The organism is Kitasatospora sp. NBC_00374 (assembly GCF_041434935.1).
GTDB lineage: Bacteria > Actinomycetota > Actinomycetes > Streptomycetales > Streptomycetaceae > Kitasatospora.
The window spans coordinates 6,817,475-6,841,211 of sequence record NZ_CP107964.1 but is presented as its reverse complement, the minus strand read 5'-3'; the positions used below and the strand labels follow the sequence as shown (position 1 = coordinate 6,841,211).

The following is a 23,737-nucleotide window of genomic DNA, read 5'->3' as shown; positions in this document are numbered from 1 at the left end:
GGCCGGAGGTCAGACACCGTCCGTGGGCCCGTCCCCGGCGAGGTCCTCGTCGGTCAGGGGCTGCAGGACCCCGTGCGTGTCGAGGCGGTAGAGCACGACGAGGGCCGGTCCGATCAGGACCAGCGCGATCAGCGTGACGAACATCAGCCACCGCAGCGGCTCGGTCGCGCCGGCCGCCTGCTGCACGGTGAGGGAGGTCGGGATGAGGTAGGGCCGCTGGGCCACGCCCCAGGCGGCGACCACCAGCGCCACGCAGCCGACGGAGGAGTACCGGGCCCAGCCCAGCGCCGGTCCGGCGACCAGCCAGGCGGTGACGGCGGCGGCAGCCGCGGCGACGATCACCAGGAGGAGCCCGAGGCCGTGGGTGAGGCCGTGGTAGACGTACGAGGTGTGCTGGTGGGTGACCGCGAGGCCGATCAGCGCCAGGACGGCGAGGACGCCGACGCTGATCCAGACCCGCAGCCGGAAGTACCGGACCAGGTCGGGGGCCGCGAACCGGCGGGCGTCCGCGGTGAGGAACACCGCCCCCAGGAAGGCGGTCGCGGCGACGGTGAGCAGTCCGGCCATGATGGAGGTGGTGTTGGCCCAGGCGTCGGCCGAGGCGGTGGTCCCGGGGGCGACCCGGCCGGAGGCGACCCCGCCGACGGCGGCACCCAGGAAGAACGGGGTGAGCACCGAGGAGACGGCGAACAGGGCGCCGTAGACGCGGCGTTCGGCCAGCCGCCGGGTGGGCTTGCGCAGCGCGAACCCGGCGCCGCGCAGCACCATGCCGACGGCCGCCAGGGCCAGTGGCAGCCACATGGCGCTGAAGACCGTCTGGAAGAAGACCGGGAAGCCGGTCCACATGATGATCAGGATGAAGATCAGCCAGACGTTGTTGACCTCCCAGACCGGCGCCATGGCGTGGTCGATCAGCCACCGCGGCCGCTTCCCGCGCTCCGCGCCGCCGGCCAGCAGGTCCCAGAACCCGGCGCCGTAGTCGACGCCGCCGCCGCAGGCGTAGGCGGCCACGGCCGCGAGCAGGATCCAGGCGACGACGTCCGCGGTCATCCGGTGCTCCCGGGCGATCGTCCGGCGCCCGGGCCGGCGGGGGCCGGCTCGGGGCGCGGTCCGTACGGGGTGTCGGTCTCCGGATCGTCGGCGCCCGCGCCGGTGCCGGTGAGCCGCCAGCGGTCGCGCATCTTCAGCAGGACCACGAGGAAGGCGCCGAACAGCAGCACGTAGACCGTGGCGACGATGCCGAACATGGTCCACAGCGAGGGCGCGCCGGTCGGGGTGACGGCCTCCGAGACCCGCATGTTCTGGTAGACGATCCAGGGTTGGCGCCCGACCTCGGTGGTGATCCAGCCGCACTCCACGGTCACCACGCTGGCGACCCCCGCGACGGCGGCGCACCGGAAGAACCACTTCGACCTGGGCAGGTCCCGGCGGCGCCACCAGCACCAGGCGTACCAGAGGGCGAGCAGGATCAGCACGCTGCCGATGGTCGCCATGATGTCGAAGGCCCAGTGCACGATGGTCGCCTGGGTGGCGGTGGGGCGGTCGGATGCGGGCACCGAGCTCAGCCCGGTCACCTGGGTGTCCGGGCTGAACCCGGCCAGGATGGAGTCCAGTTGGGGGATCTTCAGGCCGCCCTTGACGCTGCCGTCGGACTGCAGCCGGCCGAACAGGTACTCGGGGACGTGGGTGTCGGTGTCCCAGACCAGTTCGGCGGCGGCGAACTTGATCGGCTGCTTGTGGTAGATCTGCCGGGCGATGTTGTCCCCGAGGAAGAACTGCACGGGGGTGAGGATCGCCGCGACGGTGAACGGCACGGTGAAGCCGAGCCGGTGGTAGCGGTCCCGCCGGCCGCGCAGCCAGCCCACCGCGTAGACGCCGGCCACCACGTAGCCGGCGGTGAGGAACATCGCGACCACGAAGTGCCAGTACTGCGGGCCGAACATCGGCGTGAAGACGGCCTGTTGGACGCTGACGTCCACCGGGTTGCCGGCGGAGTCGAGGGTGAAGCCCTGCGGGGTGTTCATCCACGAGTTCGCCGCGATGATGCCGAACGCACCCATCATCGCCGCCAGCGGCAGCGGCACGCCGAGCCAGAAGTGCGTCCACGGCTTCAGCCGGCGCCAGCCGTACAGGTAGATCGCGATCAGGATGGCCTCGAGGAAGAACGCCCAGGCCTCCACGCCGAAGCCGAGGCCGAAGACGTCGCCCCAGCGGCCCATCATGCCCGGCCACAGCAGGCCGAACTCGAACGACAGGACCGTCCCGGTGACGATGCCGACGGCGAACTGGACGGCCATCACGGCGGACCAGCGCCGGGCCAGCAGCAGGGCGACCGGGTCGGACCTCCGCAGCCCCCGGTGGTGCATCAGCAGGGTGACGAACGGCAGCGCCACCCCCAGCGGCACCAGGATGATGTGCGAGGCCAGGGTGAACGCCATCATCTCCCGGGCGGGCAGCAGTTGGGCGGGGGTGCTCGCCAGCAGGTCGGTCGCGGTGGTCACCGGCGGATCAGCCTCCGGTGGCGAAGCCGGGGAAGAGGGTCATCCCGCCGTCGACGTAGATCGTGGCACCGACGACGTAGTCCATCAGGTCGGAGGCGAGGGTGGTGACGGCGTCGGCGATGTCCTCCGGGTCGCCCACCCGGCGGTACGGGACCAGCTTGAGCAGCTCCGCCTCGGCCTCGGGGGTGGCCCAGGCGTCGTGGTTGATGGGGGTGCGGATGGCGCCGGGGGCGACCGCGTTCACCCGGATCCCCTGCGGGGCGAGCTCCTGGGCGAGGGTCTGCATCAGCATCAGCACGCCGCCCTTGGAGGCGGCGTAGTTGGCGTGGCCCGCCCAGGGGATGATCTGGTGGACCGAGCTCATACAGATGATCTTCCCCGCCGCGCGGGACACCTCCGGGACCACGCCCCGGCGGACGAACTCCTTGGCCGCCTCCCGGGCGCACAGGAACTGGCCGGTGAGGTTGACGTCCAGCACCTTCTGCCACTGCGCCAGCGTCATGTCGACGCTGGCGGCGTCCCGCTGCAGGCCCGCGTTGGCGACCAGGATGTCGATCGTGCCGAACCGCTCGACCATGTCGGCGAACATCCCGACCACCTGGTCCTCGTTGGAGACGTCCGCCTCGTACGCGTACGCCCGCACGCCGAAGGACTCGATCTCCTGGACCACCTCGTCGGCCGCCTCCTTGCCGGCGACGTAGTTGACCACCACGTCGGCGCCGGCCCTGCCTAGGCCGATCGCGGTCGCCTTGCCGATGCCGGAGTTCGCCCCCGTCACCAGGGCCTTCTGGCCCCGCAGCAGCGGCAGCGCCGCCGGCCGCCGGTTCTCGTCCACTGGTGAGGTCACCGCTGTTCTCCCGTCGTCGGCCGCATGTCGTCACCGAGGCACCACCATTCCCGGCGGCGGCCCACCGGTCCGGGACGGCTCGCGCCGCTCGCCCGTTGGGCGCAGCGATGTCCCCCCGACGGAGCAGTGGGCCGCGGGCCGTTCAGGCGCCGGGCGCGACGACCACGTTGTCCAGCCGCTCGCCGGCGAGCCAGTGGCCCAGCTGGGTCCGGATCAGGCGGTGGGCGCGGGGCAGGAAGGCCGAGCTGTTGCCGCCCGCGTGCGGGGTGATCAGCGTGTTCGGTGCGTGCCAGAGCGGATGTCCGGGTGGCAGCGGCTCCGGGTCGGTGACGTCGAGGGCGGCGGCCAGCCGCCCGCGGTCCAGCTCGACCAGCAGGGCCGCGGTGTCGACGACGGCGCCGCGTGCCACGTTCACCAGCAGGGCGCCGTCCTTCATGGCGGCCAGGAAGCCCTCGTCGACGAGGCCGCGGGTCGCCTCGGTGAGCGGCACCGTCAGCACCACCACGTCGGCCCGGGGCAGCAGCCCCGGCAGGTCCGCCAGGGCGTGCACCGGCCCGCGCGGCCCGGTCCTGGCGGTGCGGGCCACCCGCCGGACGGTGCACTCGAAGGCCGTCAGGCGGTCCTCGACGGCCGCGCCGATCGCGCCGTAACCGACGACCAGGACCGTGCGGTCGGCGAGCGAGTGGACCGGCCGGCCCTGCCAGCTCCCGGCGTCCTGCGCCCGGACGAAGCCGGGCAGACCGCGCAGCGAGGCGAGGACCAGCGCCACCGCCAGCTCGGCGGTGCTCGCGTCGTGGACGCCCCGCGCGTTGCACAGGGTCACCCCCGGCGGCAGGAACGGCAGGACGCTCTCGACGCCCGCCGACAGGCTCTGCACCACCCGCAGCCGCGCCATCCGGGCGAGCAGCGGCAGCGCCGCCGAGGTGTGCAGGTACGGGAGGACGAAGAACTCCACCTCGTCCAGCACCCGCTGGGGCGGCGGCTCGCCGCCGCCGTCCCACAGCTCGGCCGCCGTCTGCGGCGGGCCGCCGAGCTGCTCGACCGGGTACGGGAGCAGGATCCGGCCCGGCGGGCGGCCGGGTGCGGCGTCGGTAGGGCTCATGGGGGGATCTCAGCAGCCCCCGGCCGGGTCGGCATCCCGGACCGCGCGGCCGTGCGTCAGGATCGGCCGCGAGGGGCGACCCGTGCGAGACCCCGGGAGTGGCATGGCGAGTGAAGCGGCACCGACGGTCGTGATGGTCATGGGTGTGTCCGGGTCGGGCAAGACCACCGTGGGGACGGCGCTGGCCCGGCGCCGGGGCGTGCCGTTCGTCGAGGGCGACAGCCTGCACCCGCCCGCGAACATCGCCAAGATGAGCTCGGGCCGGCCGCTCGACGACCGGGACCGCGCGCCGTGGCTGCGCAGCGTGGCCGGCCTGATCCGGGCGGCCACCCGGACCGGCACGGGTGCCGTGATCTCCTGCTCGGCGCTGAAGCGCGAGTACCGGGACCTGTTCCTGGCGGCCGGCCCGGGGGTCTGGTTCCTGTACCTCGCGCTGGACCGGGAGGTCGCGCACGAGCGGGTGGCGCACCGGGTCGGCCACTTCATGCCCGCGCAGCTGATCGGTTCCCAGTACGCCACGCTGGAGCCGCTGGCACCGGACGAGCCCGGGCTGACCGTCGACGCCCGCGCCGAGCCGCGGGCCCTGCTCGCGCTGGCGCAGGCGGCGATCGCCCGGTCCGAGGCCGCGCGCGGGGTCTGACCGGCCGGCGACCGAGATGCGCCCCGATCCGCCCGCTGCTGGAATGGCTGAGGCGGCTGCCCGCCGCCGCCGTGACCCGGTCGGACGCACGGCCGACCGGACTCACCGGCCCGATCAGACGAGGAGCTGACGTGAGCGACGATCCGAACGAGATGGGGCCGATCGACTACCTGGTGGTCGAGTTCCCCGGCAGCCGGATGACCGGTGAAGGGCTGCCCCTGCTCGTCGACCTGGTCGACCGGGGCATCATCCGGATCCTGGACCTGGTGTTCGTCAAGAAGGAGGACGACGGCTCGGTCTCGGGCGTCGAACTCGCCGACCTGACCGGGGACGGCAGGCTCGATCTCACCGTCTTCGAGGGCGTCTCCTCCGGCCTGCTCGGCCAGGACGACATCGACGAGGCGAGCGCCGTGCTCGAACCCGGCAGTTCCGCGGGCATCCTGGTCTACGAGAACACCTGGGCCGGACCGTTCGCGGCGGCCCTGCGACGCGGCGGGGGCCGGCTCGTCGCCGGCGGGCGCATCCCGGTCCAGGCGCTCCTGGACTCGCTGGAGGCCGCCGAGGCCGAGGCCGGGGCCTGAGCCGCTCGGCCGCCCGCCGTACTCGCCGACTCGCCCCTACCCGCCGCACCCGCCACACCAGCAAGGAGAGAGACCATGCCAGGCCTACTTCGCGGGGTCGCCCGCACCGCCGTCGTCGCCGGGACGGCCACCGCCGTCTCCAACCGGGTCTCCCGGCGCCAGGCCGGCCGCTGGGCCCAGCAGGAGCCCGCCTACGCCGAGCCCGCCGCGCCCCCGCCCGCCGCGCCCGCGCCCCCGCCGGCCGCGCCGGAGGACGACATGAGCGCCCGGATCGCCCAGCTCAAGGAACTCGGCGAGCTGAAGACCCAAGGGGTGCTCAGCGAGGCCGAGTTCGAGACCCAGAAGGCCCGGATCCTCAGTTCCTGACCGGCCCGCGTCGCCGGGCGGCGTCACCGGCTGGGGACGCCGCCGAGGACGTCCTTGAGGCGGTCCCAGACCGTGCGCCGGCCCGGCGGGAAGCGGCGCAGGGCCTTGCGGCGCTTGGCCGAGTCCTCCGGGTAGCGCCACCGGGCCCAGGGCGAGTCCGGTTTGGCGACCCGGCAGGCGGCGACCACCGCGATCAGCGGGACCAGCACGCCGAACAGGCCCATGGCGATCTTGCCCTTGAGCAGCGCCCAGACCGAGAAGGCCAGGTTGACCACCAGGACGGCGGCGACCACCGGGGCGCTGTCGCCGCTGCCGGTGTCGAACGGGTTCGCGCCGAGCAGGACCAGCAGACCCATGGTGGCGGCGATCAGTACGGCGTCCACCGACTTGCGGCCCTCGGCGGCCCAGTACACGTCGTCCAGGTGGAACCAGAGGGCGAACTCGTCGAGGGTGAGGGCCGCGCCGGCGCCGAACAGCGCCGCGAGGACGGCCCGCCAGACCGAGCCGGGCTGGTAGGCGAACTCGGCGGCGCCCGCGAGCAGCATCAGGAAGATGCCGTAGACCTGGTGGTGGATGTGCAGGCCGCCGACCGAGACGTCCCCGAAGGGTCCCCTGCCGGCCCGGATCATCCTGGTGATCATGCGGGTGAGCAGGAAGGTCAGCACGAAGGCGCCGACCATCCAGCCGATGCCGTTGCGCAGCGGGGCGCTGGTGGTGTCGACGGTGGTCCCGGCCAGCCGGGCCCAGCCGCCCGCGCGGTCAGCCATCGGACGCCGCCGGGGTGGCCGGGCCGGGCAGATGGCGCCGGTTGAGGAGGGCGGGCAGGCTGGGGGTCTCCAGGAACCCCTCCGCGCGGGCCGAGGCCAGGCCGATCCGCGGCAGCTCGCTGCCCTTGCGGAAGCACAGGTAGCGCGGCTCCCAGATCGGCCGGTACTTGGCGTTGGCCCGGTACAGCGACTCGATCTGCCACCAGCGGGAGAAGAACGACAGCACCGCCTTCCACAGCCGCAGCACCGGCCCCGCTCCGAGTCTGGAGCCGCGCTCGAAGACCGCGCGGAACATCGCGAAGTTCAGCGAGATCCGGACGATGCCGAGCCCGTCCGCGCCCTCGATCAGGTCGAGGACCATGAACTCCAGCAGGCCGTTGTCGGCGTCGCGGTCACGCCGCATCAGGTCCAGCGACAGCCCGTCCCGGCCCCAGGGGGCGAAGCTGAGCAGCGCCCGGAGGGTGCCGTCGCCGTCCGTGCACTCGATCATGAGGCACTGGCCGTCGTCCGGGTCGCCGAGCCGCCCGAGCGCCATCGAGAACCCGCGCTCGGTCGCCCCGTCACGCCAGTGGTCGGCCAGCCGGACCAGGGCGACCATCTCCTCGTCGGGGATGTCCGCGTGGCGCCGGATCCGGGTGGCGTAGCCGGCCCGCTTGACGCGGTTGTACGCCTGGCGCAGCCCGCGCATCGCGCGGCCCTCCAGGCTGAACTCGGCCACTTCGACGATCGCCTCGTCGCCCAGCTCCAGGGCGTCCAGGCCGTGCCGGGCGTAGACCGTGCCGGCCTCCTGGCTCGCGCCGATGACGGCGGGGACCCAGGCGTTGGCGCGGGCCTGCTCCAGCCACGGCTCGATCGCGCCGGGCCACGCCTCCGGGTCGCCGATCGGATCGCCGGAGGCCAGTGAGACCCCGCCGACCACGCGGTAGGCGATCGCCGCCTTGCCGGACGGGGACCACGCCACGGACTTGTCCCGGCGCAGCGCGAAGTAGCCCAGCGAGTCGCGCTCGCCCCACCGGGCGAGCAGCTCGCGCAGCCGGCTCTCGTCCTCGGCGGTCAGCCGTTCGCGGTTCCTGGGCGCGCGGAAGAGGACGTACAGGACGAGCAGGAACAGCAGCACGCCGGCCACGTTGACGACCACGTCCACCCAGCGCGGCACGGAGACGCCCGCCACGTCGACGTCGCCGGACAGGGTGAGCACGCGGGCGACGGCGTAGACCAGGTTCTCGCCCCAGCCGGCGCTCGGGTCCTCGTCGGTCGCCTCGACCAGCACGGCGCCGCCCGCGACCACGACCAGCAGGCCGGCCACCGCGGTGGCGGCGGCGAGGCGGGCGTTGCCCCGCTCGCCCCGGCCCTGGAACTCGGACCGGCCCAGGAAGAGCGCCACCGTCACCGCGCAGGTGATGGCGGTGGAGAACCAGTTGAGGACCCGCGAGCGGAACTCCGGGTCGGTCAGTGCCGCGACGAACACGATCGAGACCAGCACGAACAGGATGACGGCGAACCACCAGGCGGCCCGCTTGCCCCGGCCGAGCATCACGGCGAGGAAGGTCGCCAGCGCGAGCGAGGTGAAGCCGGTGGTCAGCGGGAACGGCGGGTAGAGGTTGCCGGTGTTGACCCGGTCGAACTGCGCCCGCAGCGGTGCCAGCACCACGGCGAGCAGGATGAGCAGGGCGACGACCCGCAGGTACCAGACGACGAAGCGCGCCGCGATCCGGGCGACCCTGCTGTCGCGGGCCCGGTCCTCCGCCTGTGACATGCGCAGCGCACCGCCCTCTCGGCTCTCCGGCGCCCTGGCGGATGGTCACGGGGTGTCCACGGGGACTGGGCAGATCCCTGATCCAGGATCGGATCCGCGAACCGCCGCGGCGACCGCTGTGGCCCGGACGGGCGAGCGGCGGCCGCCGGAAAACCGGATGCCCCGCGGCAGCCGAACCGCCACCATGCCTCCTGGCACACCCGCCGCCACCGAAACCCAGGAGGTACCCCCATCGGAACCGCCCAGCAGCGCCCCGGGCACGCGAACACCGCCGCGGACGGGCTCAAACTGCACCGCAGGGTGATGCGGCTCGACGGGCGCCCGTACACCGTGCTGGGGCTGCGGCCCGGGACGGCGGCCGGCTTCGCCACCAACCACTACCACCAGACCTGGCACATCCTGTCCGACCGCCACGGGGCGCAGGTGCTGGCGCGGCTGCTGTGGGGGCTGTCGTACGAGCGGCATCCCGGCACCCTGATCGTCGTCGACCGGCCGTTCCTCGACCCGACGCCGTTCGAGGGCGAGGCGAGCGACCCGATCGTGCTGGTGCCGCGCGACCTGACGCCGTTGGGCGAGCGGGCCGCCCGCGCGCTGCGCCGGGCGCTGCCGCTGGGCTCGCCGCCGGACGGGACGGTGCGGTGGCGCACCACCGGGCTGGACCGGGCACTCGCCGACCCCGACGGCTGGCGCGAGGCCGTCCGGGGCGAGCACCGGCGCGGCGGTGACTTCCGGAGCCTGGTGACCCGCCGGGGCGGGCTGATCGTCGTGTCCGCCGCGCCGTGGGAGCTGCGCGCGTGGGCGGTGGAGTCGGCCCGGCTGGGCGAGCGCGGCCCGTACGAGTCGGACCACATGTTCCTCGGCGACGGGTGTTTCGCCCCCGGCGAGGTGCAGACGTTCCGGCGCTACCGGGCGATGGTGTCCAGCGCGGTCGTCGCCCGCCGGGAGGTGCTGGCCGAGGACACCTCGGGCCGGCCGCCGCAGGCCGTGCACGAGCGGATCTGGCGCCGGTCGGCCGCGGTGCGGCGCCGGACCGCCCCCGCACCGGGGGCGCGGGGGCGGGGGCGGCGTACGGGTGTCGGTCAGCCGGCGAGGCGGTACTTGGTGGACGGCACGCCGGAGGGGTAGCTGCAGTCGAAGGTGCTGGTCGTCGCGGTGTAGCTCCAGCCGGACGGCGCCCAGCAGGCCCAGAGGCCGTTCACCGGCTGCTTGATGCGGTAGCTCGTGGCCGGGACGCCGGGGTTCTGGCTGCAGGCGCTGCCGTAGGTGATCAGGTCGTAGGTCCAGCCCGGCTTCACTGTGCAGGCGGTCATGCCGTCGACCGCGGTGCGCAGGCGGTAGCTCGCGGCCTGCGGCGCCACCTGGGCGCAGGCGCTGCCCAGTTGGACGTAGTCGTGGACGAAGCCGTCGACGGGCGTACAGGACATCACGCCGTCGGCGGGCGTCCGCAGGTGGAAGACGGTGGAGTTCCAGCTGGAGCCGCCGCTGCAGGTGCGGTTCTGCTGGACCTGGTCGTAGGTGTAGCCGGCCGGGACGCTGCACGCCCAGGTCCCGTCGAGGCCGGCGGCGCGGGCCGAATCGGCGGGCGCGACGGCGAGGTTGGCGAGGAGCAGGGCGGCGGCCGCCGCGAGTGCGAAGGTGACGCGCGCGGCGAGACGGCCGATCCGGCGGAGCGGGCTCATGGCAGACATGGGTGTCCCCCCAGAGGACGCGATCGGTGTGGTGGCGATCGCGGGGATCGATCATGCGGTCACATGATCGCCGCAGTTATAGCACGAACCCTTCACCTGCTGACAGATCGTCATGAACGGTCGATCGCACGCCTGTCCGGATTCAGTCGGTGCGCCGCCGCGGCCGGGCGGGGTTGCCACAAGGGGCTCCTGACCGGCGGGCCGTCACCGGATCTGGCCGAAACCCGACCGGCCCGGCGCGAGCGGGTCGGCCACCCGGGGCCGGCTGCCCGGGATCAGATACCCAGGATGCGGGCCTTGGCGGCGGCGAGTTCCTGGTCGGAGAGGATGCCCTGTTCGTGCAGTTTGGCCAGGCGCTCCAGGCTGCTGACGTCCTCGTCGGTGAGACCGCCGGCCGCGGGTGGCGCGGCGGCGGGCGGAGGCGGTGGCGGGGCCTGCTGCGCCGCCGCGCGCTCCTCCTGGCGGCGGCCGACCCGTCCGGAGACGGCGGTCGCGGTGCCCGCGACCACGGCGGTACGGGCCGCCACGCCGAGCACACCCGGCCGGCCCGCACGGCGTACGGAACGTCCCAACATCGTGGTTCTCCTCTCGATCGGTCCGGATCCGGGAGCGGTCGGGTCAGTCGGCGGCCGCCAGGGCCTGTTCGACGACGGCCGCGGGGATCCGCTCGTGCTCGACGAGCTGTCCGCCGGCCCGCCGGATGGCCCCGGCGATGGTGGCGGCCCAGGTGTTCTCCCAGATGAGCAGGGCGGCCGAGGAGTCGGGGACGAGTTCCTCGGCGATCTGGGCGAGGTCCTCCTCGTTGAACAGGCCGCCGACCTCGCCGTCGACGTCCCGGAAGACCAGCGCCTCCTCGGGGTCCAGGGCTTCCAACTCCAGGTAGCTGACGGCGCCGTCGGCGTCCTTCTTGATGAAGGTGAGGTCGAGGATCCGGACCGTGCCGTTCTGGACCAGCCGTTGCAGCTCGGGGGCGATCTCGCCGTTGAAGTGGTTGCCGGGGAAGGCGATCACGACGTACTCCACCGGTCCCATGTCCATGGTGCTGTGCTCCTCTCGGCCGCTCAGGCCAGGACCTTGGCCTTGGCCTGCTGGTACTCCTCCTCCGTGATGTCGCCACGCTTCCTCAGGTCGGCGAGTTTGGCGAGTTCGTCGGCGTGGCTGCCCGAGTCGCCGCCGCCGGTGGCGGTCTCCCGGACGTACTTCTGGAAGTCCTGCTCGTTCTTCTGGGCCCGCTTGAGGCTGCGCTCGCCCATGCCGCTGCCGCGGGCGATCAGGTAGACGAACACGCCGAGGAACGGGATCAGGACGACCGTGATCGCCCAGGCCGACTTGGCGCCGCCGCCCATCGAGTCGTCGTGGAAGACGTCGTCGAGGACACGGATCAGCAGGAAGATCCACAGGACCCAGAGGAAGATCTCAGCGATGGTCCAGAACAGGTTGAGCAGCGGGTAGTCGCCTGCCAGTGACGTAGCGAGCATGGTGTTCCTCCTTCGGGCGGCGGTGGGCCATCGGTTGCCTTCGCTCCGCCCCGCGGCTCTGCGCGGGTGGGCCGTCGGGCGCGGATCACCGCCCTGGCTCCACCGTGCGGCACCCGGCCCACTGCCGCGTCACCCGGAGCGGGTGACCGCGACTGGCGGGGGCACCCCGTCGGCGGTTCAGTGGTAGGTGGCGCCCGACCGCTCGCCGTACCCTCGTCGATCCCGGTGACCCCATGCAGAACCCCGCCCGCACCGGCTCGTCCGCCGCCGGCCCCGGCCCCGCGCGGACAGCCGCCCGGGCGCCCTCCGGCGACCCGATCCTCGCGGCCAGGTTCGCCGTCCCCACCCTGCCGGGCAGCCTGGTCCGCCGGCCGGGCCTGCTGGCCCGGCTGACGGCCGGCGTCCAGGGGCCGCTGACCTTCGTCAACGGCCCGGCCGGGGCCGGCAAGACCCTGCTCGCCGCCCACTGGCTGGCCGAGGGCGAGCGGCCGCCGGCCACCGCCTGGCTGACCGTCGAACCCGGCGACGCACCCGGCACCTTCTGGGCGTACCTGCTGGCGGCACTGCACGGTCACGGCATCCGGCTGCCGGACGGACCGGGCACCCCGGTGCCGGCCGACGGCGCGGACCGGCTGCTGCTAGCCCGGCTGGCCGAGGGGCTCGCGCAGGCGCCCGAGCCGGTGGTGCTGGTACTGGACCAGTTCGACGCGATCCCGTCGCGTGCGGTGGCGGACGGGCTGGCCTTCGTCCTGCGGCACTCCGCCGGAGGCCTGCGGCTGGTCCTGCTCGGCCGCAGCGAACCGCTGCTCCCCCTGCACCGTTACCGGGCGGCCGGCGAGATCACCGAGATCCGCAACGCCGACCTGCGGTTCTCCCCCTCGGACGCGCGGGCGCTGCTGCGCGACCACGGCCTGGCGGTGTCCGCGGCGGCCGTGCGGACCCTGACCGGGCGCACCGACGGCTGGGCCGCGGGCATCCGCCTGTGCGCCCTGGCCATGCAGCGGGCCGGTGACCCGGAGGCGTTCGTCCGCGAGTTCGCCGCCGACCGGGCCGCCGTCGCCGACTACCTGCTCGCCGAGGTCCTGGAGGCCCAGCCGCCCGCCACCCAGGACCTGCTGCTGCGGGTCAGCGTCGCCGGGCTGGTCCACCCCGACCTGGCGGACGCCCTGACCGGCCGTCGGGACGGCGAGTGGACGCTCGCCCGACTCGCCCGCTGCAACGCCTTCGTGGAACCGGTGGACGGCTCCGCCTGGTACCGGATGCACCCGCTGTTCGCCGAGGTCCTGCGGGCCCATCTGCGGCACCGGCACCCGGGGTTGGAGCCCCGGCTGCACCACCGCGCGGCCCGCTGGCTGGCTGCGGAGGGACGGTTCACCGAGGCCGTGGCGCAGGCCGCGGGTGCCGGCGACTGGCGGTTCGCGGCGGAGCAGCTGGTCGCCAACCTGGCGGTCGGACGGCTGGTCACCGGACCCGACGCGGAGCCGCTCGGCCGGCTGCTCGCCGCCATGCCGGCCGGCCTGGACGGCCCGGCCCCGGCGCTGGTCGAGGCCGCCCGCCGGCTCGCCGCACACGACCTGGACGGCTTCGCCGCCCACCTGCGGCACGCCGACGAGCAGCTCGCGACGGCGGGCCCGGCCGCCCGGCTCGGCGCGGCCGTGCTCGCCGTCCTGGGCGGACGGGCCGCCGGCGATCCGCAGGCCACGGCACGGGCGGTGGCGGACGCCGACCGGCTGATGCGCGAGGTGCCGCCGCCGCTCCTGGAACGCCATCCGGAGATCCCGGCGACCGTCCTGACCGGCCACGGCACGGCCGAGCTCGACGCCGGCCACCTGGCGGCCGCCGCCGCCCGGCTCACCGCCGCCCTGGAGGCCTGCGGACCGGCCGGGACCCAGGCGCCGCACTGCGAGTGCCTGGGCGCGCTGGCCCTGGTCGAGCTGCTGCGCGGACGGCTGCGGCAGGCCGGGGCGCACGCGCGGGACTCGTTGGCCGTGGCCGAGCGGTCCCTGCTGTCACCGCGGGGCCTGGCCGGGGTCGGCCACCTGGTGCTCGCGGGCGTCGCGACCGAGCACGACGACCTCGCCACCGCACGGAGCCGGCTCGACCTGGTCGCCGACCCGCTCGCGGAGCCCGTCGCCGCGGTGCAGGCCGCCGTGATCGGCGCCAGGCTGGCGACGGCCGCCGGCGACCCCGACGGCGCCCTCGTCGCGTTGCGGGCGGCCGGAGCCCGCCTACGGGCCCGGGGGCTGCCCGCCTGGACGGCGGACGAGCTGACCGTCGCCGAGTCCGCCGTGCACCTGGCCCGGCGCGACCCCGCCGCGGCCCTGGCCGTCCTGGACACCGCCGACCGGGACCGACCCGCGGTCGCGGTGGCCCGGGCCCGCTCGCTGCTGGCCGCGGGGCGCCCCGACGCGGCGCTGGCGGCGCTCGCCGAGCTGCCGCCCGACGGGCCCGACGGCGCGGCGGACCAGGTGCAGGTGTGCCTGCTCCGGGCCCAGGCCGCGGAGCGGGCCGGCGACCTCGACGGCGCCCGCCGCCAGCTGGGCCGGGCGCTCGCACTGGCCCGGCCCGAGGAGCTGCGGCGCCGCTTCGTCGAGGCCGGCCCCTGGGTGGGGCGGGTGCTCGGCCGCCACCCTCAGCTGGCCCGGGAGCACGGCTGGCTGCCCGCGCGCCTGCTCCGGCCCCCGTCCGCCGCCGCGGCCGGCTCCGCGCCCGCCGTGGTCGAGGCGCTCAGCGCCCGGGAGCTGGAGGTGCTGGGCCAGGCCGCGCAACTGCTCTCCACCGAGGAGATCGCGGCCGAGCTGTACGTGTCCGTCAACACCGTCAAGACGCACCTGAAGAGCATCTACCGCAAGCTCGGCGCCGCCCGCCGCAGCGAGGCCGTGCACCGGGCCCGGGAGCTCGGGCTGCTGTGAGCCCCGCCGGGCCGGATCGCCCGGTTCGGGCGATGCCCCCGGCGTCCGGGGCGCCGAGCATGGTGGGGAACCACCGGACCCAGGCTTCGAGGGAAGGCCCGCATGCGCTACGAATTCCGCGTCGCCGGCATCGTCTCCCCGGCCCTGGCCGAGGCCTTCCCCGAGCTGGAGCACGCCCCCGTGCCCGACCAGACCCTGTTCCTCGGGCCGGTCACCGACGAGGCCCACCTGTACGGGCTGCTGATGCGCTTCCAGTCCGTGGGCCTGCAGGTGGTGGAGATGCGGCAGCTGCCCGAGCGGGGCACCGGGCTCACCCGCGAGGGGTGAGCCCGCCGAAAACCGGGTGGCGGGGCCACCGTCCGTACCGGGATGATTCGGGGCATGGCGCGGACGTTCGAGGATCTGGTGGCGGAGGCCGACTCCGTGTCGGTGGAGGGCTGGGACTTCTCCTGGCTGGCGGGTCGGGCGACCGAGCAGCGGCCGTCCTGGGGATACCAGCGGATGATCGGCGAGCGGCTGGCGCAGGTGTCGGCCGCGCTGGACGTCCAGACCGGTGGCGGGGAGGTGCTGGCCGGGGCGGCCACGCCGCTGCCGAAGGTGATGGCGGCCACCGAGTCCTGGCCGCCGAACGTCGCCAAGGCCACCGCGCTGCTGCACCCGCTCGGGGCCGTGGTGGTCGCCGACCCGGACGAGCCGCCGCTGCCCTTCGCCGACCGGGCCTTCGACCTGGTGACCAGCCGTCATCCGGTGACCGTCTGGTGGGAGGAGATCGCCCGGGTGCTGCGCCCCGGCGGCAGCTACCTGGCCCAGCACGTCGGCCCCGCCAGCGTCTTCGAGCTGGTCGAGTACTTCCTCGGCCCGCAGCCCGAGGAGGTCCGCCGCGGCCGCCACCCCGACGACGCCCGCCGGGGCGCCGAGGCCGCCGGACTGGACGTGGTCGACCTGCGGTTCGAGTCGCTGCGCACCGAGTTCCTGGACATCGGCGCGGTGGTCTACTTCCTGCGCAAGGTCATCTGGATGGTCCCGGGCTTCACCGTCGACGCGTACCGCGACCGGCTGGCGGAGCTGCACCGGCAGATCGAGCGCGAGGGCCCGTTCGTCGCGCACTCGACCCGCTACCTGATCGAGGCCCGCAGACCGGCCTGACGGCCGGCGCCTCCCGCTCCTCCACCGGCGACTTCGGCCGACGCCGAGCGGGCCCGGCCGGGCGGTGACCGCGCGGGCGTTCTACCATCGGGCCACGGCCGGTCCACGGACGGCCGGCCCGCTGTCGATCGGTCAGGAGTGCTTCGGATGAACCCCGGTGACTCGCCGCTGTCCCTGTGGTCCAAGGACTCCGTGCTGTCGATCGGCTCGGTCGGGTCGGTGCTGTCCGTCGGGTCGGTCGGCTCGGTGCTGTCGATCGGGTCGGTGGGCAGCGCCCTGTCGCTCGGCTCGATCGGCTCCGCGCTGTCGCTGATCTCGGCCGGGTCCTGGCTGAGCACCGGCTCGCTGCTGTCCGCACAGTCGCGCTGGTCGGTGCTGTCCTGGCGCTCCGACCGCGGCTTCCTGGCGGCCGGGGCGGCGGTCGCGGCGGCGACCGCCGGTGTCGTCCTGCTCTCCGACCGGCGGCGCCGGACCCGGTAGCCCGGCGCGGCGGCGGGGGCCCCCGCAGTCGCGGTCGTACGCTGCGCACAAGCGTCCGCACCCGACAGGGAGGCACTCCGCATGGCCGACGAGCAGATCCCGGGGATCGACCCGACGGTGGCACCGAGCGGGGAGGGGTGCGTGGAGTGCCTGGCGGGCGAGGGGCCCGGCTGGTGGCTGCACCTGCGCCGCTGCGCGGCCTGCGGACACATCGGCTGCTGCGACTCCTCGCCCTCGCAGCACGGCACGCGGCACGCCAGGGCGGCCGGCCACCCCTTCCTGGCCAGCTTCGAGCCGGGCGAGAGCTGGCTGTGGAACATCGAGACCGAGCAGTACTACGAGGGGCCGGAGCTGGCCGGTCCTCCCTGCCACCCGGCGGCCCAGCCGACCCCGGGTCCGCAGGGGAGGGTGCCCGCGGACTGGCGGCAGCACCTGCACTGAGCACCGCGGCTGCGGCGGTGGGTGCGCGAGCCGGTGGGTGCGCGAGCCTTGTGCGTCGGCCGGGTGCGTCGGCCGGGTGCGTCGGCCGGGTGGCGCCGGATTTCGTGGCATGAACATTGCACAACACAGGGATGGGACACCCCCCGCCGGGACAGGGATCAGACCTGTCGTCCGACAGGTACCCGTCACAGCGACCCCGGAGGACCCCTTGCGCACGAGGCTGACCGTCTCTGCCACCGCCGCTGCCGCCGCCCTCTTCCTCGCCGTCCCCGCCTCCGCCGCCCCGATCGGGCAGCCCGGCGCGCCCGGCATCGGAGACCGCTACTACCCGACCTACGGGAACGGCGGCTACGACGTCTCGCACTACGACATCCGGCTCAAGTACGACCCGGCCACCGACCGCCTGGAGGGCACCGCGACCCTGCTCGCCACCGCCACCCAGAACCTCTCCCGGTTCGACCTCGACTTCGCCCTCGACGTCGGCGAGGTGCTCGTCAACGGGCGGCCGGCCGCGTTCGCCGCCACCGGCGAGCAGGAACTGGAGATCACCCCGGCCGTGCCGCTCGCCAAGGGCGCCCCCGCCACCGTGGTGGTGCGCTACTCCGGCACCCCGTCCAAGGTCTCCCGGTACGGCTTCACCGGCTGGCTGCGCACCCCGGACGGCGGCATCGCCGCCAACGAGCCGGAGTCGGCCTGGTGGTGGTTCCCCAGCAACGACCACCCCTCGGACAAGGCCACCTTCGACGTCTCCGTCCTGGTGCCCGACGGCACCCAGGCGATCAGCAACGGCGTGCTCACCTCGCAGGTGTCCCGGCTCGGCTGGACCAGGTACAGCTACCGGGAGAACAAGCCCCAGGCCACCTACCTGGCCACCCTCGCCGTCGGCCGCTTCGACGTGGTCTCCGACACCACCGCCGGCGGTCTGCCCGTCCTCACCGCGTACAGCAGGGACCTCGGCGACAACGCCGGCGCCGCCCGCGCCAGCGTCGAGCGCACCGGCGAACTCGTCGACTGGCTGAGCGGCTACTTCGGGCCCTACCCGTTCAGCTCCGTCGGCGGCTACGTGCCCAACGTGACCACCGGCTACGCGCTGGAGACCCAGAGCCAGATCTTCTACAGCCCACGGCAGTTCGCCCGCGGCGCCAACACCGGCGTCGTCGTCCACGAACTCGCCCACCAGTGGTACGGCGACAGCGTCTCGCTCACCCGCTGGAGCGACATCTGGCTCAACGAGGGCTTCGCCCGCTACGCGCAGTGGCTCTGGTCCGAGCACGAGGGCGAGGGCACCGCGCAGGAACTGGCCGACTACACCTACGCCGCCTACCCCGCCGACGACCCCTTCTGGACGGTGCGGCCCGGCGACCCGGGCCCGGACCGGCAGTTCGACACCGCCGTGTACGAGCGCGGCGCACTCACCGTCCAGGCGCTGCGCAACACCGTCGGCGACGAGGCGTTCTTCCGGATCCTCAAGGGCTGGCCCACCGAGCACCGGTACGGCAACGCCACCATCGGGCAGTTCCAGGCCTACGCCGAACGGGTCTCCGGCAAGCCGCTCGGCGCCCTGCTGGACACCTGGCTGTTCACCCCGGCCAAGCCGGCCGCCCCCACCCTCCCGGCGGCTGCCGCCGGGGTGCGGCCCGCCGCCCCGGCCGCAGCCGGGGAACTCCGGGAGCCGCGCTCCTGGAAGAAGCTCCAGGAGAGCAACTCCGTGCACGAGCACCGGCCTTCGGCCGGCTGACCCGGACACCGGGGCGGGACGTCCGGCCGGACACCCCGCCCCGGGCACCGCCGGCACCGTCCCCGGCGGGGAGGGCGCGCCGACGCCCCGGCGGTCCGGGCCCGGGACCGGCACGGCACAATCGCTGCCATGCAGCACATCCTCGTCATCGGCATCGGGGCGGGCGACCCCGACCACCTGACCCTGCAGGCGGCCAAGGCCCTCGCCCGCACCGACGTCTTCTTCATCCTCGACAAGAACGAGGAACGGCAGGACATGATCCGGCTGCGCCGGCAGATCCTCACCGAGCACGGGCGGCCCGGCCACCGCGTCGTCGGCGTCCCGGACGCCGAACGGGACCGCACCACCCCCGCGTACGCCGCGGCCGTCGACGACTGGCGCAGCCGCCGGGCCGACCTGGTCGAGCAGCTGATCGCCGAGCACCTCGGCCCGGACGAGACCGGCGCCTTCCTGGTCTGGGGCGACCCGAGCCTGTACGACAGTGTGATCGCCGTCGTGGACGAGGTGCTGGCGCGCGGCGCCGCCGCGTTCGCGTACGAGGTGATCCCGGGCATCAGCAGCATCTCGGCGCTCGCCGCCCGGCACCGCACCACGCTGACCCGGGTCGGGCGCCCGGTCCAGGTCACCACCGGCCGCCGGCTCGCCCGGGGCTTCCCCGAGGACGTGGACGACGTGGTGGTGATGCTGGACGGGCGCGCCGCCTTCACCGAGATCGACCCCGAGGGGCTGGAGATCTTCTACGGCGCGTACCTCGGCACGCCCGACGAGATCCTGGCCGCCGGGCCGCTAGAGGAGACCGCGCCGCGGATCCGTGAACTGCGGGAGGAGGCGCGGGCGCGGAAGGGCTGGATCATGGACAGTTATCTGCTGCGGCGCTCGGAGAGCGGGAGCACCGAGCACTGAGCACCGAGCACCGAGCACCGAGGCGGCCTTCACATCGTCCCGCCGAGCTCCGCGCCGGGTTCAGGACCGTGTGAAGGCCGCTCCGGCAGCGCTCAGGTGACGCCGAGCGGGAACCAGCCCGACCAGCCGCCGGAGGCGTCCCACCAGGCGCTGGTGACGACCCCGTCCGCGCCGACCGCGAACAGGTCCAGGTGCTCGGTGACCCTGGTCAGGGCGGCGATCTGGCTGCCGGGCCTGGCCACTCCGCCGGACACGTTGAACCAGGCCGCCCAGCCGGTGGTGTCGTGCCACCAGGTCGAGTAGATCCGGTTGTCGGTGCCGACGACGAACAGGTCCAGGTGATTGGTGTAGCGCACCACTGCGGTGATCGGTGAGCCGGGCGAGGCCGTGCCCCCGGAGACCTGGAACCAGCCCGCCCAGCCGGTGCGGGCGTCCCACCAGGTCGACATGGTCCGGCCGTCGGAGGCGGTGGTGAACAGATCGAGGTGGTCCCGGTGGCGGGCCACCGCGGTCACCGTCGAGTCCGGCCGGCAGGTGATGCCCGGCAGCGGGAACCAGCCGGCCCAGCCGCTGCGCTCGTCCCACCAGCAGCTGTAGACCCGGTTGTCCGTCCCCACGGTGAAGACGTCGAGGTGGAACGGGTAGCGGGCCACGGCGGTGACGGTGGCACCTGCGGCCGCGACCCCGCCGCCCAGGTGGAACCAGTCCGCCGCCCAGCCGGTGCGGGCGTCCCACCAGGTCGACATGGTCCGGCCGTCGGAGGCGGTGGTGAAGAGGTCCAGGTGGTCGGTGTAGCGGCTGACGACGTTGACGGTGGAACCCGGGCGGGCCACCAGGCCGCCCACCCGGAACCACCCGGCCCAGCCGCTCGACTGGTCCCACCAGGTGCTGTAGACCCGGCCGTCGGTGCCCACCGTGAACAGGTCCAGGTGTCCGGCGTACCGGGCGATCGAGGTGATCGGCGATCCCGGGCCGCCGGGCGAGGCCACGCCCCCGGAGACCTGGAACCAGCCGGCCCAGCCACTCGACTGGTCCCACCAGTTCGACATGGTCCGGCCGTCCGCCGCGACCGCGAAGACGTCCAGGTGCTCGGGGTAGCGGGCGACCACGCTGATCGGGGTGCGGTCACGGGCGGGCAGGGTGGCCAGCGGCCCGATCCGGTTCCAGATCACCTGCCGGCACACCCGGCAGAATGGGACGCCGAGTTCACGCATCTTGCAGGTGTACTCCGGCCGGAACGCGCCGCAGTGGTAGTAGTGCGCTCCCTCGAAGCAGCCGACCGTGCCGGCCGGTACGGTGCTGGCCCGGCCGTCCACCGCCGAGCAGTCGGGGTTGCTCATCGTCGGCAGCGCGGTGGCCGCGGCGACCGCCCAGCCCCACTTGAGGGTGGCACGGGCGGTGTTGAGCGTGACGTTCGGCTCGGACGGCTCGCCCGCCGGGTGGTGGTCGTGGCCGGTCTCGTTGCCGCCCGCGTAGTACGGGTACTCGTCCGCCAGCCCGTACGCCGTGTGCCCGATCTCGTGGACGGCGATCTCGGTCGCGCCGCCCGCGAGGGAGTAGGTGCCGACCGAACCGCCGCTGCCGCCGTAGACCGTGGAGTTCACCACGACGATCGCGACACTGAACTCCGGCACCTGCGCCGCGGCCGTGCTGAGCACCGTGGTGTTGTTGCAGACCAGCAGCCGCCGGATGCCGTTCGCGCCGAAGGTCGAGTCGAAGTACGTGCGGGCCGTCGCCCCCGTGCCGCCACCGCTGACCGGGTCGTCGGCACCCGTGTCGGTGGAGGCGACGTTGACCCGCCAGACGTTGATGGCGGGCGAGAGCTCGTCGTACGGCGGGGTGGCGCGCAGCGCGGTCACGAAGGCCGCGCAGGCGGTGTTGAAGTCGGCCTGCTGCGCGGCGGTGAACCCGTCGCCGAGCAGCACGATGGTGAAGGCCCGGCTGCGCGGTGCGGAGCCGAAGATCTGGGTGCGGCCCTGGACGGTGCCGTCGGAGGTGGTCATCAGCGCCGCCTACCGGGCTTCGAGGGGGAAGGTGCCGAGGTCGACCCGCGGTGCCGCTCCCGGCAGAGGGCCCGTGACACCGCCGTCGAGGGCGGGCTCCGCTCCGGGGGCGGGTGGCGCCACCCGGACGACGGCGACCTGGGTGGCGGCGGCCGGCGTCGGCACGATCACGGTGAACGCACCGCGCGCCTCGACGTCGACCCTGGTGATCGGCTCCGCGTGGTCCTCCGGGAAGACCTCGGCGCTCTCCAGGAAGGCGCCCCGCGCGGGCACCCGGACAAGGCTCTTCCCGCCGCTGTCCCGGGCCTCCACGAAGTGGCCGGGCCGTACCTCGGGCGGGGTGTCGAAACCGGTGACGACCGTGTCGACCGGCTGCTGGGACACGAGACGCACCGAGTCGCCCTCGTACTCGAAGATCAGGCGAACTGCGCGCGTGGTGGGTGGCTGCTGGGGATCGGACATGTCGAATCCTCCTGCTGAGACTCGGCCTGCCTGGGATGCTCCTCCCCCGCCCGTGCGCCTGGCAATGCCCGCGGACGCGGAGCGGCGGCAAACCACTCGCCCGGGTGGTTCCTGCCCGAACGATTCTCCAGGCCCCGCCGCCGCCAGGGCGGTCACGGCTCACCCCATTCGGCCCCGACCGGCTCGCGCCCGTCGCCCGGACACCGTGTCGTTGTGCACACGGACGTGTTCCGGTGCGCGCGGAATCGGCTGCACCGGACACTCAACTGCGAGGAGGAAGACGGAGTATGTCGATACGCGGATTCGCAGCGGACCGCCGACACCGTGCGGCGGCTCTCGCCGCAGCGGTGATCTGCTCGACCTTGGTGACGGCGCCGGGGCTCGCCCGGGCCGACGGTATGGCGTCACCGTCGGTTCCCGTCCCGCGGCTGGACTGGAGTCCCTGCATACCCGGCAGTCCGTTCGACTGCGCCACCGCCAAGGTACCGCTGGACTACGGCAACCCCGGTGGCCGCACCGTCGACCTGGCGGTCGTCCGGCGGGTGGCGACCGACCCCGGGCGGCGCGTCGGCACCCTGTTCGTGAACCCCGGCGGCCCCGGCGGGCCCGGGACGGTGCAGGTGCCACAGAACTACGAGGACCTCCCGCAGGAGGTGCGGGAACGGTTCGACATCGTCAGCTGGGACCCCCGCGGCATCGGCAACAGCACTGCGGTCAACTGCTTCGGCAGTCCCGAGGAGGCCGCCGCGTGGGCGGCGACCAAACCGGCCGGGTTCCCGGTGGGCGAGCAGGAGCGGGCGAGCTGGATCGCCGCGTTCAAGAAGCTGGGCGAGGGCTGTCAGCAGCGTGACCCCGAGCTGCTGCGGCACGTGTCGACCGCCGACACCGCCCACGACCTCGACCTGCTCCGCCAGGCGGTGGGCGAGCCGCAGCTCAACTACCTCGGGGTCTCCTACGGCACGATCCTCGGTGCGACCTACGCGAACCTCTACCCCGACAAGGTCCGCGCCATGATCCTGGACAGCAATATCGACCCGCAGGCCTGGACGGACCACGGCGCGCAGGGCGACCCCCGGCTCTCGACGTTCCTGCGGATGGGTTCGGACGTCACCGCCGCGGCCACCCTGGACCGGTTCCTCACCCTGTGCGGGTCCACCACCACCGCGCACTGTGCCTTCTCCGCCGGCAGCCCGGAAGCGACCCGCGACAAGTTCGACCAGCTGATGCAGCGGCTCCGGAAACAGCCGGTGGGCGCGTGGACCTATGCCGCCACGGTCGCCGACGCGGTGAACAGCCTCTACATCGCCAACCCCGGCTGGGCCGACCTCGCCGGCCGGCTCCAGGAGCTGTGGGACGGCCGCACCCCGGAGCCGTCCACCCCTCCGCCCCCGCCGCCGGTCGCCCAGCCGAGCCCGTACACGGGTGACGAACAGGGGGGTGCCGTGCTCTGCGGCGACAGCCCCAACCCGCGTGACCCCGCCGTCTACCACGCACTGGAGGAGGCCGCCGCCGCGCGTGCGGGCGACGCCGGACGCTTCTGGACCTGGGCGGCGGAGCCGTGCTCCACCTGGCCGGCCCAGGCCGCCAACCGGTACGACGGCCCGTGGAACAACCCGACGGCCAACACCGTCCTGGTGATCGGCACCGTCTACGACCCCTCCACGCCCTACACCAACGCGCAGGCCATGGCCAAGGAACTGGCCAGCGCCCGCCTGCTGACCAACAACGGGTACGGGCACACCGCGCTGTTCAACCCCAACAGCTGCATCCAGGCGCACGAGAGCCGGTACCTCCTCGACGGCACCCTCCCGGCGGCCGGGACGGTGTGCGAGGTGGACACCCCGCCGTTTTCCTCGGCCAAGCCGCACGGCGGCGTCGCCACCGGCGGGGGCGGGACGGCGGACACCGTCTCCTGAACCGACGCCG

At 74.1% G+C, this 23,737-nt stretch carries 24 protein-coding genes; 12 read left to right on the top strand and 12 right to left on the bottom strand.

Translation table 11 applies throughout. The annotated features are described in order from the left end of the window. Positions 1–9 precede the first annotated feature (9 nt). The 4 genes from OG871_RS30440 to OG871_RS30425 form a co-directional block, all read right to left on the bottom strand. On the bottom strand, positions 10–1,050 hold the full coding sequence (locus tag OG871_RS30440) for a cytochrome d ubiquinol oxidase subunit II (RefSeq protein WP_371501199.1): 1,041 nt from the start codon (positions 1,048–1,050) through the stop codon (positions 10–12). Further along, on the bottom strand, positions 1,047–2,441 hold the full coding sequence (locus OG871_RS30435; RefSeq protein ID WP_371503472.1) for a cytochrome ubiquinol oxidase subunit I: 1,395 nt from the start codon (positions 2,439–2,441) through the stop codon (positions 1,047–1,049). Before OG871_RS30435 ends, OG871_RS30440 begins: the two co-directional genes overlap by 4 nt. 67 nt (positions 2,442–2,508) lie before the next feature. Next, positions 2,509–3,348 (bottom strand): SDR family oxidoreductase, encoded by an 840-nt coding sequence (locus OG871_RS30430; protein ID WP_371501198.1) that lies wholly within the window; start codon positions 3,346–3,348, stop codon positions 2,509–2,511. 142 nt (positions 3,349–3,490) lie between these two features. Further along, a complete protein-coding gene (locus tag OG871_RS30425) occupies positions 3,491–4,450 on the bottom strand; it encodes a 2-hydroxyacid dehydrogenase (protein WP_371501197.1) in 960 nt (319 codons plus the stop codon). Between the two features lie 103 nt (positions 4,451–4,553). On the opposite strand from OG871_RS30425, the gene OG871_RS30420 reads away from it, so the two are divergent. The 3 genes from OG871_RS30420 to OG871_RS30410 all read left to right on the top strand — a co-directional run bounded on the left by OG871_RS30420 (position 4,554) and on the right by OG871_RS30410 (position 6,037). Continuing rightward, the gene (locus OG871_RS30420; RefSeq protein ID WP_371501196.1) at positions 4,554–5,090 is read left to right on the top strand and encodes a gluconokinase; all 537 of its coding nucleotides are present in this window, start codon (positions 4,554–4,556) and stop codon (positions 5,088–5,090) included. 152 nt (positions 5,091–5,242) lie between these two features. After that, entirely contained in the window at positions 5,243–5,671 is a 429-nt protein-coding gene (locus OG871_RS30415; RefSeq protein WP_371503471.1) for a DUF6325 family protein, read from the top strand. A 75-nt stretch (positions 5,672–5,746) separates the two neighbouring features. After that, positions 5,747–6,037, top strand: a complete 291-nt coding sequence (locus OG871_RS30410; RefSeq protein ID WP_371501195.1) for an SHOCT domain-containing protein — start codon at positions 5,747–5,749, stop codon at positions 6,035–6,037. 23 nt (positions 6,038–6,060) lie between these two features. On the opposite strand, the gene OG871_RS30405 is transcribed toward OG871_RS30410, so the two are convergent. Both OG871_RS30405 and OG871_RS30400 read right to left on the bottom strand, forming a co-directional pair. Continuing rightward, a complete protein-coding gene (locus OG871_RS30405; RefSeq protein ID WP_371501194.1) occupies positions 6,061–6,804 on the bottom strand; it encodes a hypothetical protein in 744 nt (247 codons plus the stop codon). After that, positions 6,797–8,560: a phosphatidylglycerol lysyltransferase domain-containing protein gene (locus OG871_RS30400; protein ID WP_371501193.1), complete on the bottom strand. Its 1,764-nt coding sequence runs from the start codon at positions 8,558–8,560 to the stop codon at positions 6,797–6,799. Before OG871_RS30400 ends, OG871_RS30405 begins: the two co-directional genes overlap by 8 nt. Positions 8,561–8,863: 303 nt before the next feature. Between OG871_RS30400 and OG871_RS30395 the strand changes: the two genes are divergently transcribed. Beyond that, entirely contained in the window at positions 8,864–9,685 is an 822-nt protein-coding gene (locus tag OG871_RS30395; RefSeq protein ID WP_371501192.1) for a hypothetical protein, read from the top strand. Here OG871_RS30395 and OG871_RS30390 read toward each other — a convergent pair. The 4 genes from OG871_RS30390 to OG871_RS30375 form a co-directional block, all read right to left on the bottom strand. Beyond that, on the bottom strand, positions 9,640–10,239 hold the full coding sequence (locus tag OG871_RS30390; RefSeq protein WP_371501191.1) for a hypothetical protein: 600 nt from the start codon (positions 10,237–10,239) through the stop codon (positions 9,640–9,642). The genes OG871_RS30395 and OG871_RS30390 overlap by 46 nt on opposite strands. Before the next feature lie 284 nt (positions 10,240–10,523). Beyond that, entirely contained in the window at positions 10,524–10,823 is a 300-nt protein-coding gene (locus OG871_RS30385; RefSeq protein WP_371501190.1) for an SHOCT domain-containing protein, read from the bottom strand. Between the two features lie 43 nt (positions 10,824–10,866). Then, positions 10,867–11,286, bottom strand: coding sequence for a DUF6325 family protein (locus OG871_RS30380; protein WP_371501189.1), 420 nt, complete (start codon positions 11,284–11,286; stop codon positions 10,867–10,869). A 23-nt stretch (positions 11,287–11,309) separates the two neighbouring features. Beyond that, the gene (locus OG871_RS30375; protein ID WP_371501188.1) at positions 11,310–11,726 is read right to left on the bottom strand and encodes an SHOCT domain-containing protein; all 417 of its coding nucleotides are present in this window, start codon (positions 11,724–11,726) and stop codon (positions 11,310–11,312) included. Positions 11,727–11,959: 233 nt separating this feature from the next. On the opposite strand from OG871_RS30375, the gene OG871_RS30370 reads away from it, so the two are divergent. The 7 genes from OG871_RS30370 to cobF all read left to right on the top strand — a co-directional run bounded on the left by OG871_RS30370 (position 11,960) and on the right by cobF (position 19,346). After that, the gene (locus OG871_RS30370; protein WP_371501187.1) at positions 11,960–14,638 is read left to right on the top strand and encodes a LuxR C-terminal-related transcriptional regulator; all 2,679 of its coding nucleotides are present in this window, start codon (positions 11,960–11,962) and stop codon (positions 14,636–14,638) included. A 102-nt stretch (positions 14,639–14,740) separates the two neighbouring features. Next, positions 14,741–14,965, top strand: a complete 225-nt coding sequence (locus OG871_RS30365; RefSeq protein WP_371501186.1) for a hypothetical protein — start codon at positions 14,741–14,743, stop codon at positions 14,963–14,965. Positions 14,966–15,019: 54 nt separating this feature from the next. Continuing rightward, positions 15,020–15,784: a class I SAM-dependent methyltransferase gene (locus tag OG871_RS30360; protein WP_371501185.1), complete on the top strand. Its 765-nt coding sequence runs from the start codon at positions 15,020–15,022 to the stop codon at positions 15,782–15,784. 147 nt (positions 15,785–15,931) lie between these two features. Beyond that, positions 15,932–16,264: a hypothetical protein gene (locus tag OG871_RS30355; protein WP_371501184.1), complete on the top strand. Its 333-nt coding sequence runs from the start codon at positions 15,932–15,934 to the stop codon at positions 16,262–16,264. Between the two features lie 81 nt (positions 16,265–16,345). Beyond that, a complete protein-coding gene (locus OG871_RS30350) occupies positions 16,346–16,705 on the top strand; it encodes a UBP-type zinc finger domain-containing protein (RefSeq protein WP_371501183.1) in 360 nt (119 codons plus the stop codon). Positions 16,706–16,913: 208 nt separating this feature from the next. After that, on the top strand, positions 16,914–18,443 hold the full coding sequence (locus tag OG871_RS30345) for a M1 family metallopeptidase (protein WP_371501182.1): 1,530 nt from the start codon (positions 16,914–16,916) through the stop codon (positions 18,441–18,443). Between the two features lie 129 nt (positions 18,444–18,572). Next, positions 18,573–19,346 carry a precorrin-6A synthase (deacetylating) gene (gene cobF / locus OG871_RS30340; protein WP_371501181.1) on the top strand — a complete coding sequence of 258 codons (774 nt, stop codon included), beginning with the start codon at positions 18,573–18,575 and terminating at the stop codon, positions 19,344–19,346. 92 nt (positions 19,347–19,438) lie between these two features. Here the strand turns inward: cobF and OG871_RS30335 are convergent, their stop codons facing one another. Both OG871_RS30335 and OG871_RS30330 read right to left on the bottom strand, forming a co-directional pair. Then, positions 19,439–21,349, bottom strand: coding sequence for a M64 family metallopeptidase (locus tag OG871_RS30335; protein WP_371501180.1), 1,911 nt, complete (start codon positions 21,347–21,349; stop codon positions 19,439–19,441). A 9-nt stretch (positions 21,350–21,358) separates the two neighbouring features. Further along, the gene (locus OG871_RS30330) at positions 21,359–21,811 is read right to left on the bottom strand and encodes a hypothetical protein (RefSeq protein WP_371501179.1); all 453 of its coding nucleotides are present in this window, start codon (positions 21,809–21,811) and stop codon (positions 21,359–21,361) included. Between the two features lie 287 nt (positions 21,812–22,098). Between OG871_RS30330 and OG871_RS30325 the strand changes: the two genes are divergently transcribed. Further along, positions 22,099–23,727, top strand: coding sequence for an alpha/beta hydrolase (locus tag OG871_RS30325; protein WP_371501178.1), 1,629 nt, complete (start codon positions 22,099–22,101; stop codon positions 23,725–23,727). The last annotated feature ends 10 nt before the right edge of the window (positions 23,728–23,737 follow it).

Bases quoted from the DNA above. Each gene is read 5' to 3' on its own strand.
- OG871_RS30370 (WP_371501187.1), top strand. From the start codon at position 11,960: ATGCAGAACCCCGCCCGCACCGGCTCGTCCGCCGCCGGCCCCGGCCCC.
- cobF (WP_371501181.1), top strand. From the start codon at position 18,573: ATGCAGCACATCCTCGTCATCGGCATCGGGGCGGGCGACCCCGACCAC.
- OG871_RS30385 (WP_371501190.1), bottom strand. From the start codon at position 10,823: ATGTTGGGACGTTCCGTACGCCGTGCGGGCCGGCCGGGTGTGCTCGGC.
- OG871_RS30325 (WP_371501178.1), top strand. From the start codon at position 22,099: ATGTCGATACGCGGATTCGCAGCGGACCGCCGACACCGTGCGGCGGCT.
- OG871_RS30425 (WP_371501197.1), bottom strand. From the start codon at position 4,450: ATGAGCCCTACCGACGCCGCACCCGGCCGCCCGCCGGGCCGGATCCTG.
- OG871_RS30330 (WP_371501179.1), bottom strand. From the start codon at position 21,811: ATGTCCGATCCCCAGCAGCCACCCACCACGCGCGCAGTTCGCCTGATC.
- OG871_RS30395 (WP_371501192.1), top strand. From the start codon at position 8,864: ATGCGGCTCGACGGGCGCCCGTACACCGTGCTGGGGCTGCGGCCCGGG.
- OG871_RS30415 (WP_371503471.1), top strand. From the start codon at position 5,243: ATGGGGCCGATCGACTACCTGGTGGTCGAGTTCCCCGGCAGCCGGATG.
- OG871_RS30390 (WP_371501191.1), bottom strand. From the start codon at position 10,239: ATGAGCCCGCTCCGCCGGATCGGCCGTCTCGCCGCGCGCGTCACCTTC.
- OG871_RS30350 (WP_371501183.1), top strand. From the start codon at position 16,346: ATGGCCGACGAGCAGATCCCGGGGATCGACCCGACGGTGGCACCGAGC.
- OG871_RS30355 (WP_371501184.1), top strand. From the start codon at position 15,932: ATGAACCCCGGTGACTCGCCGCTGTCCCTGTGGTCCAAGGACTCCGTG.
- OG871_RS30380 (WP_371501189.1), bottom strand. From the start codon at position 11,286: ATGGACATGGGACCGGTGGAGTACGTCGTGATCGCCTTCCCCGGCAAC.
- OG871_RS30400 (WP_371501193.1), bottom strand. From the start codon at position 8,560: ATGTCACAGGCGGAGGACCGGGCCCGCGACAGCAGGGTCGCCCGGATC.
- OG871_RS30365 (WP_371501186.1), top strand. From the start codon at position 14,741: ATGCGCTACGAATTCCGCGTCGCCGGCATCGTCTCCCCGGCCCTGGCC.
- OG871_RS30410 (WP_371501195.1), top strand. From the start codon at position 5,747: ATGCCAGGCCTACTTCGCGGGGTCGCCCGCACCGCCGTCGTCGCCGGG.
- OG871_RS30360 (WP_371501185.1), top strand. From the start codon at position 15,020: ATGGCGCGGACGTTCGAGGATCTGGTGGCGGAGGCCGACTCCGTGTCG.
- OG871_RS30405 (WP_371501194.1), bottom strand. From the start codon at position 6,804: ATGGCTGACCGCGCGGGCGGCTGGGCCCGGCTGGCCGGGACCACCGTC.
- OG871_RS30420 (WP_371501196.1), top strand. From the start codon at position 4,554: ATGGCGAGTGAAGCGGCACCGACGGTCGTGATGGTCATGGGTGTGTCC.
- OG871_RS30335 (WP_371501180.1), bottom strand. From the start codon at position 21,349: ATGACCACCTCCGACGGCACCGTCCAGGGCCGCACCCAGATCTTCGGC.
- OG871_RS30375 (WP_371501188.1), bottom strand. From the start codon at position 11,726: ATGCTCGCTACGTCACTGGCAGGCGACTACCCGCTGCTCAACCTGTTC.
- OG871_RS30440 (WP_371501199.1), bottom strand. From the start codon at position 1,050: ATGACCGCGGACGTCGTCGCCTGGATCCTGCTCGCGGCCGTGGCCGCC.
- OG871_RS30435 (WP_371503472.1), bottom strand. From the start codon at position 2,441: ATGATGGCGTTCACCCTGGCCTCGCACATCATCCTGGTGCCGCTGGGG.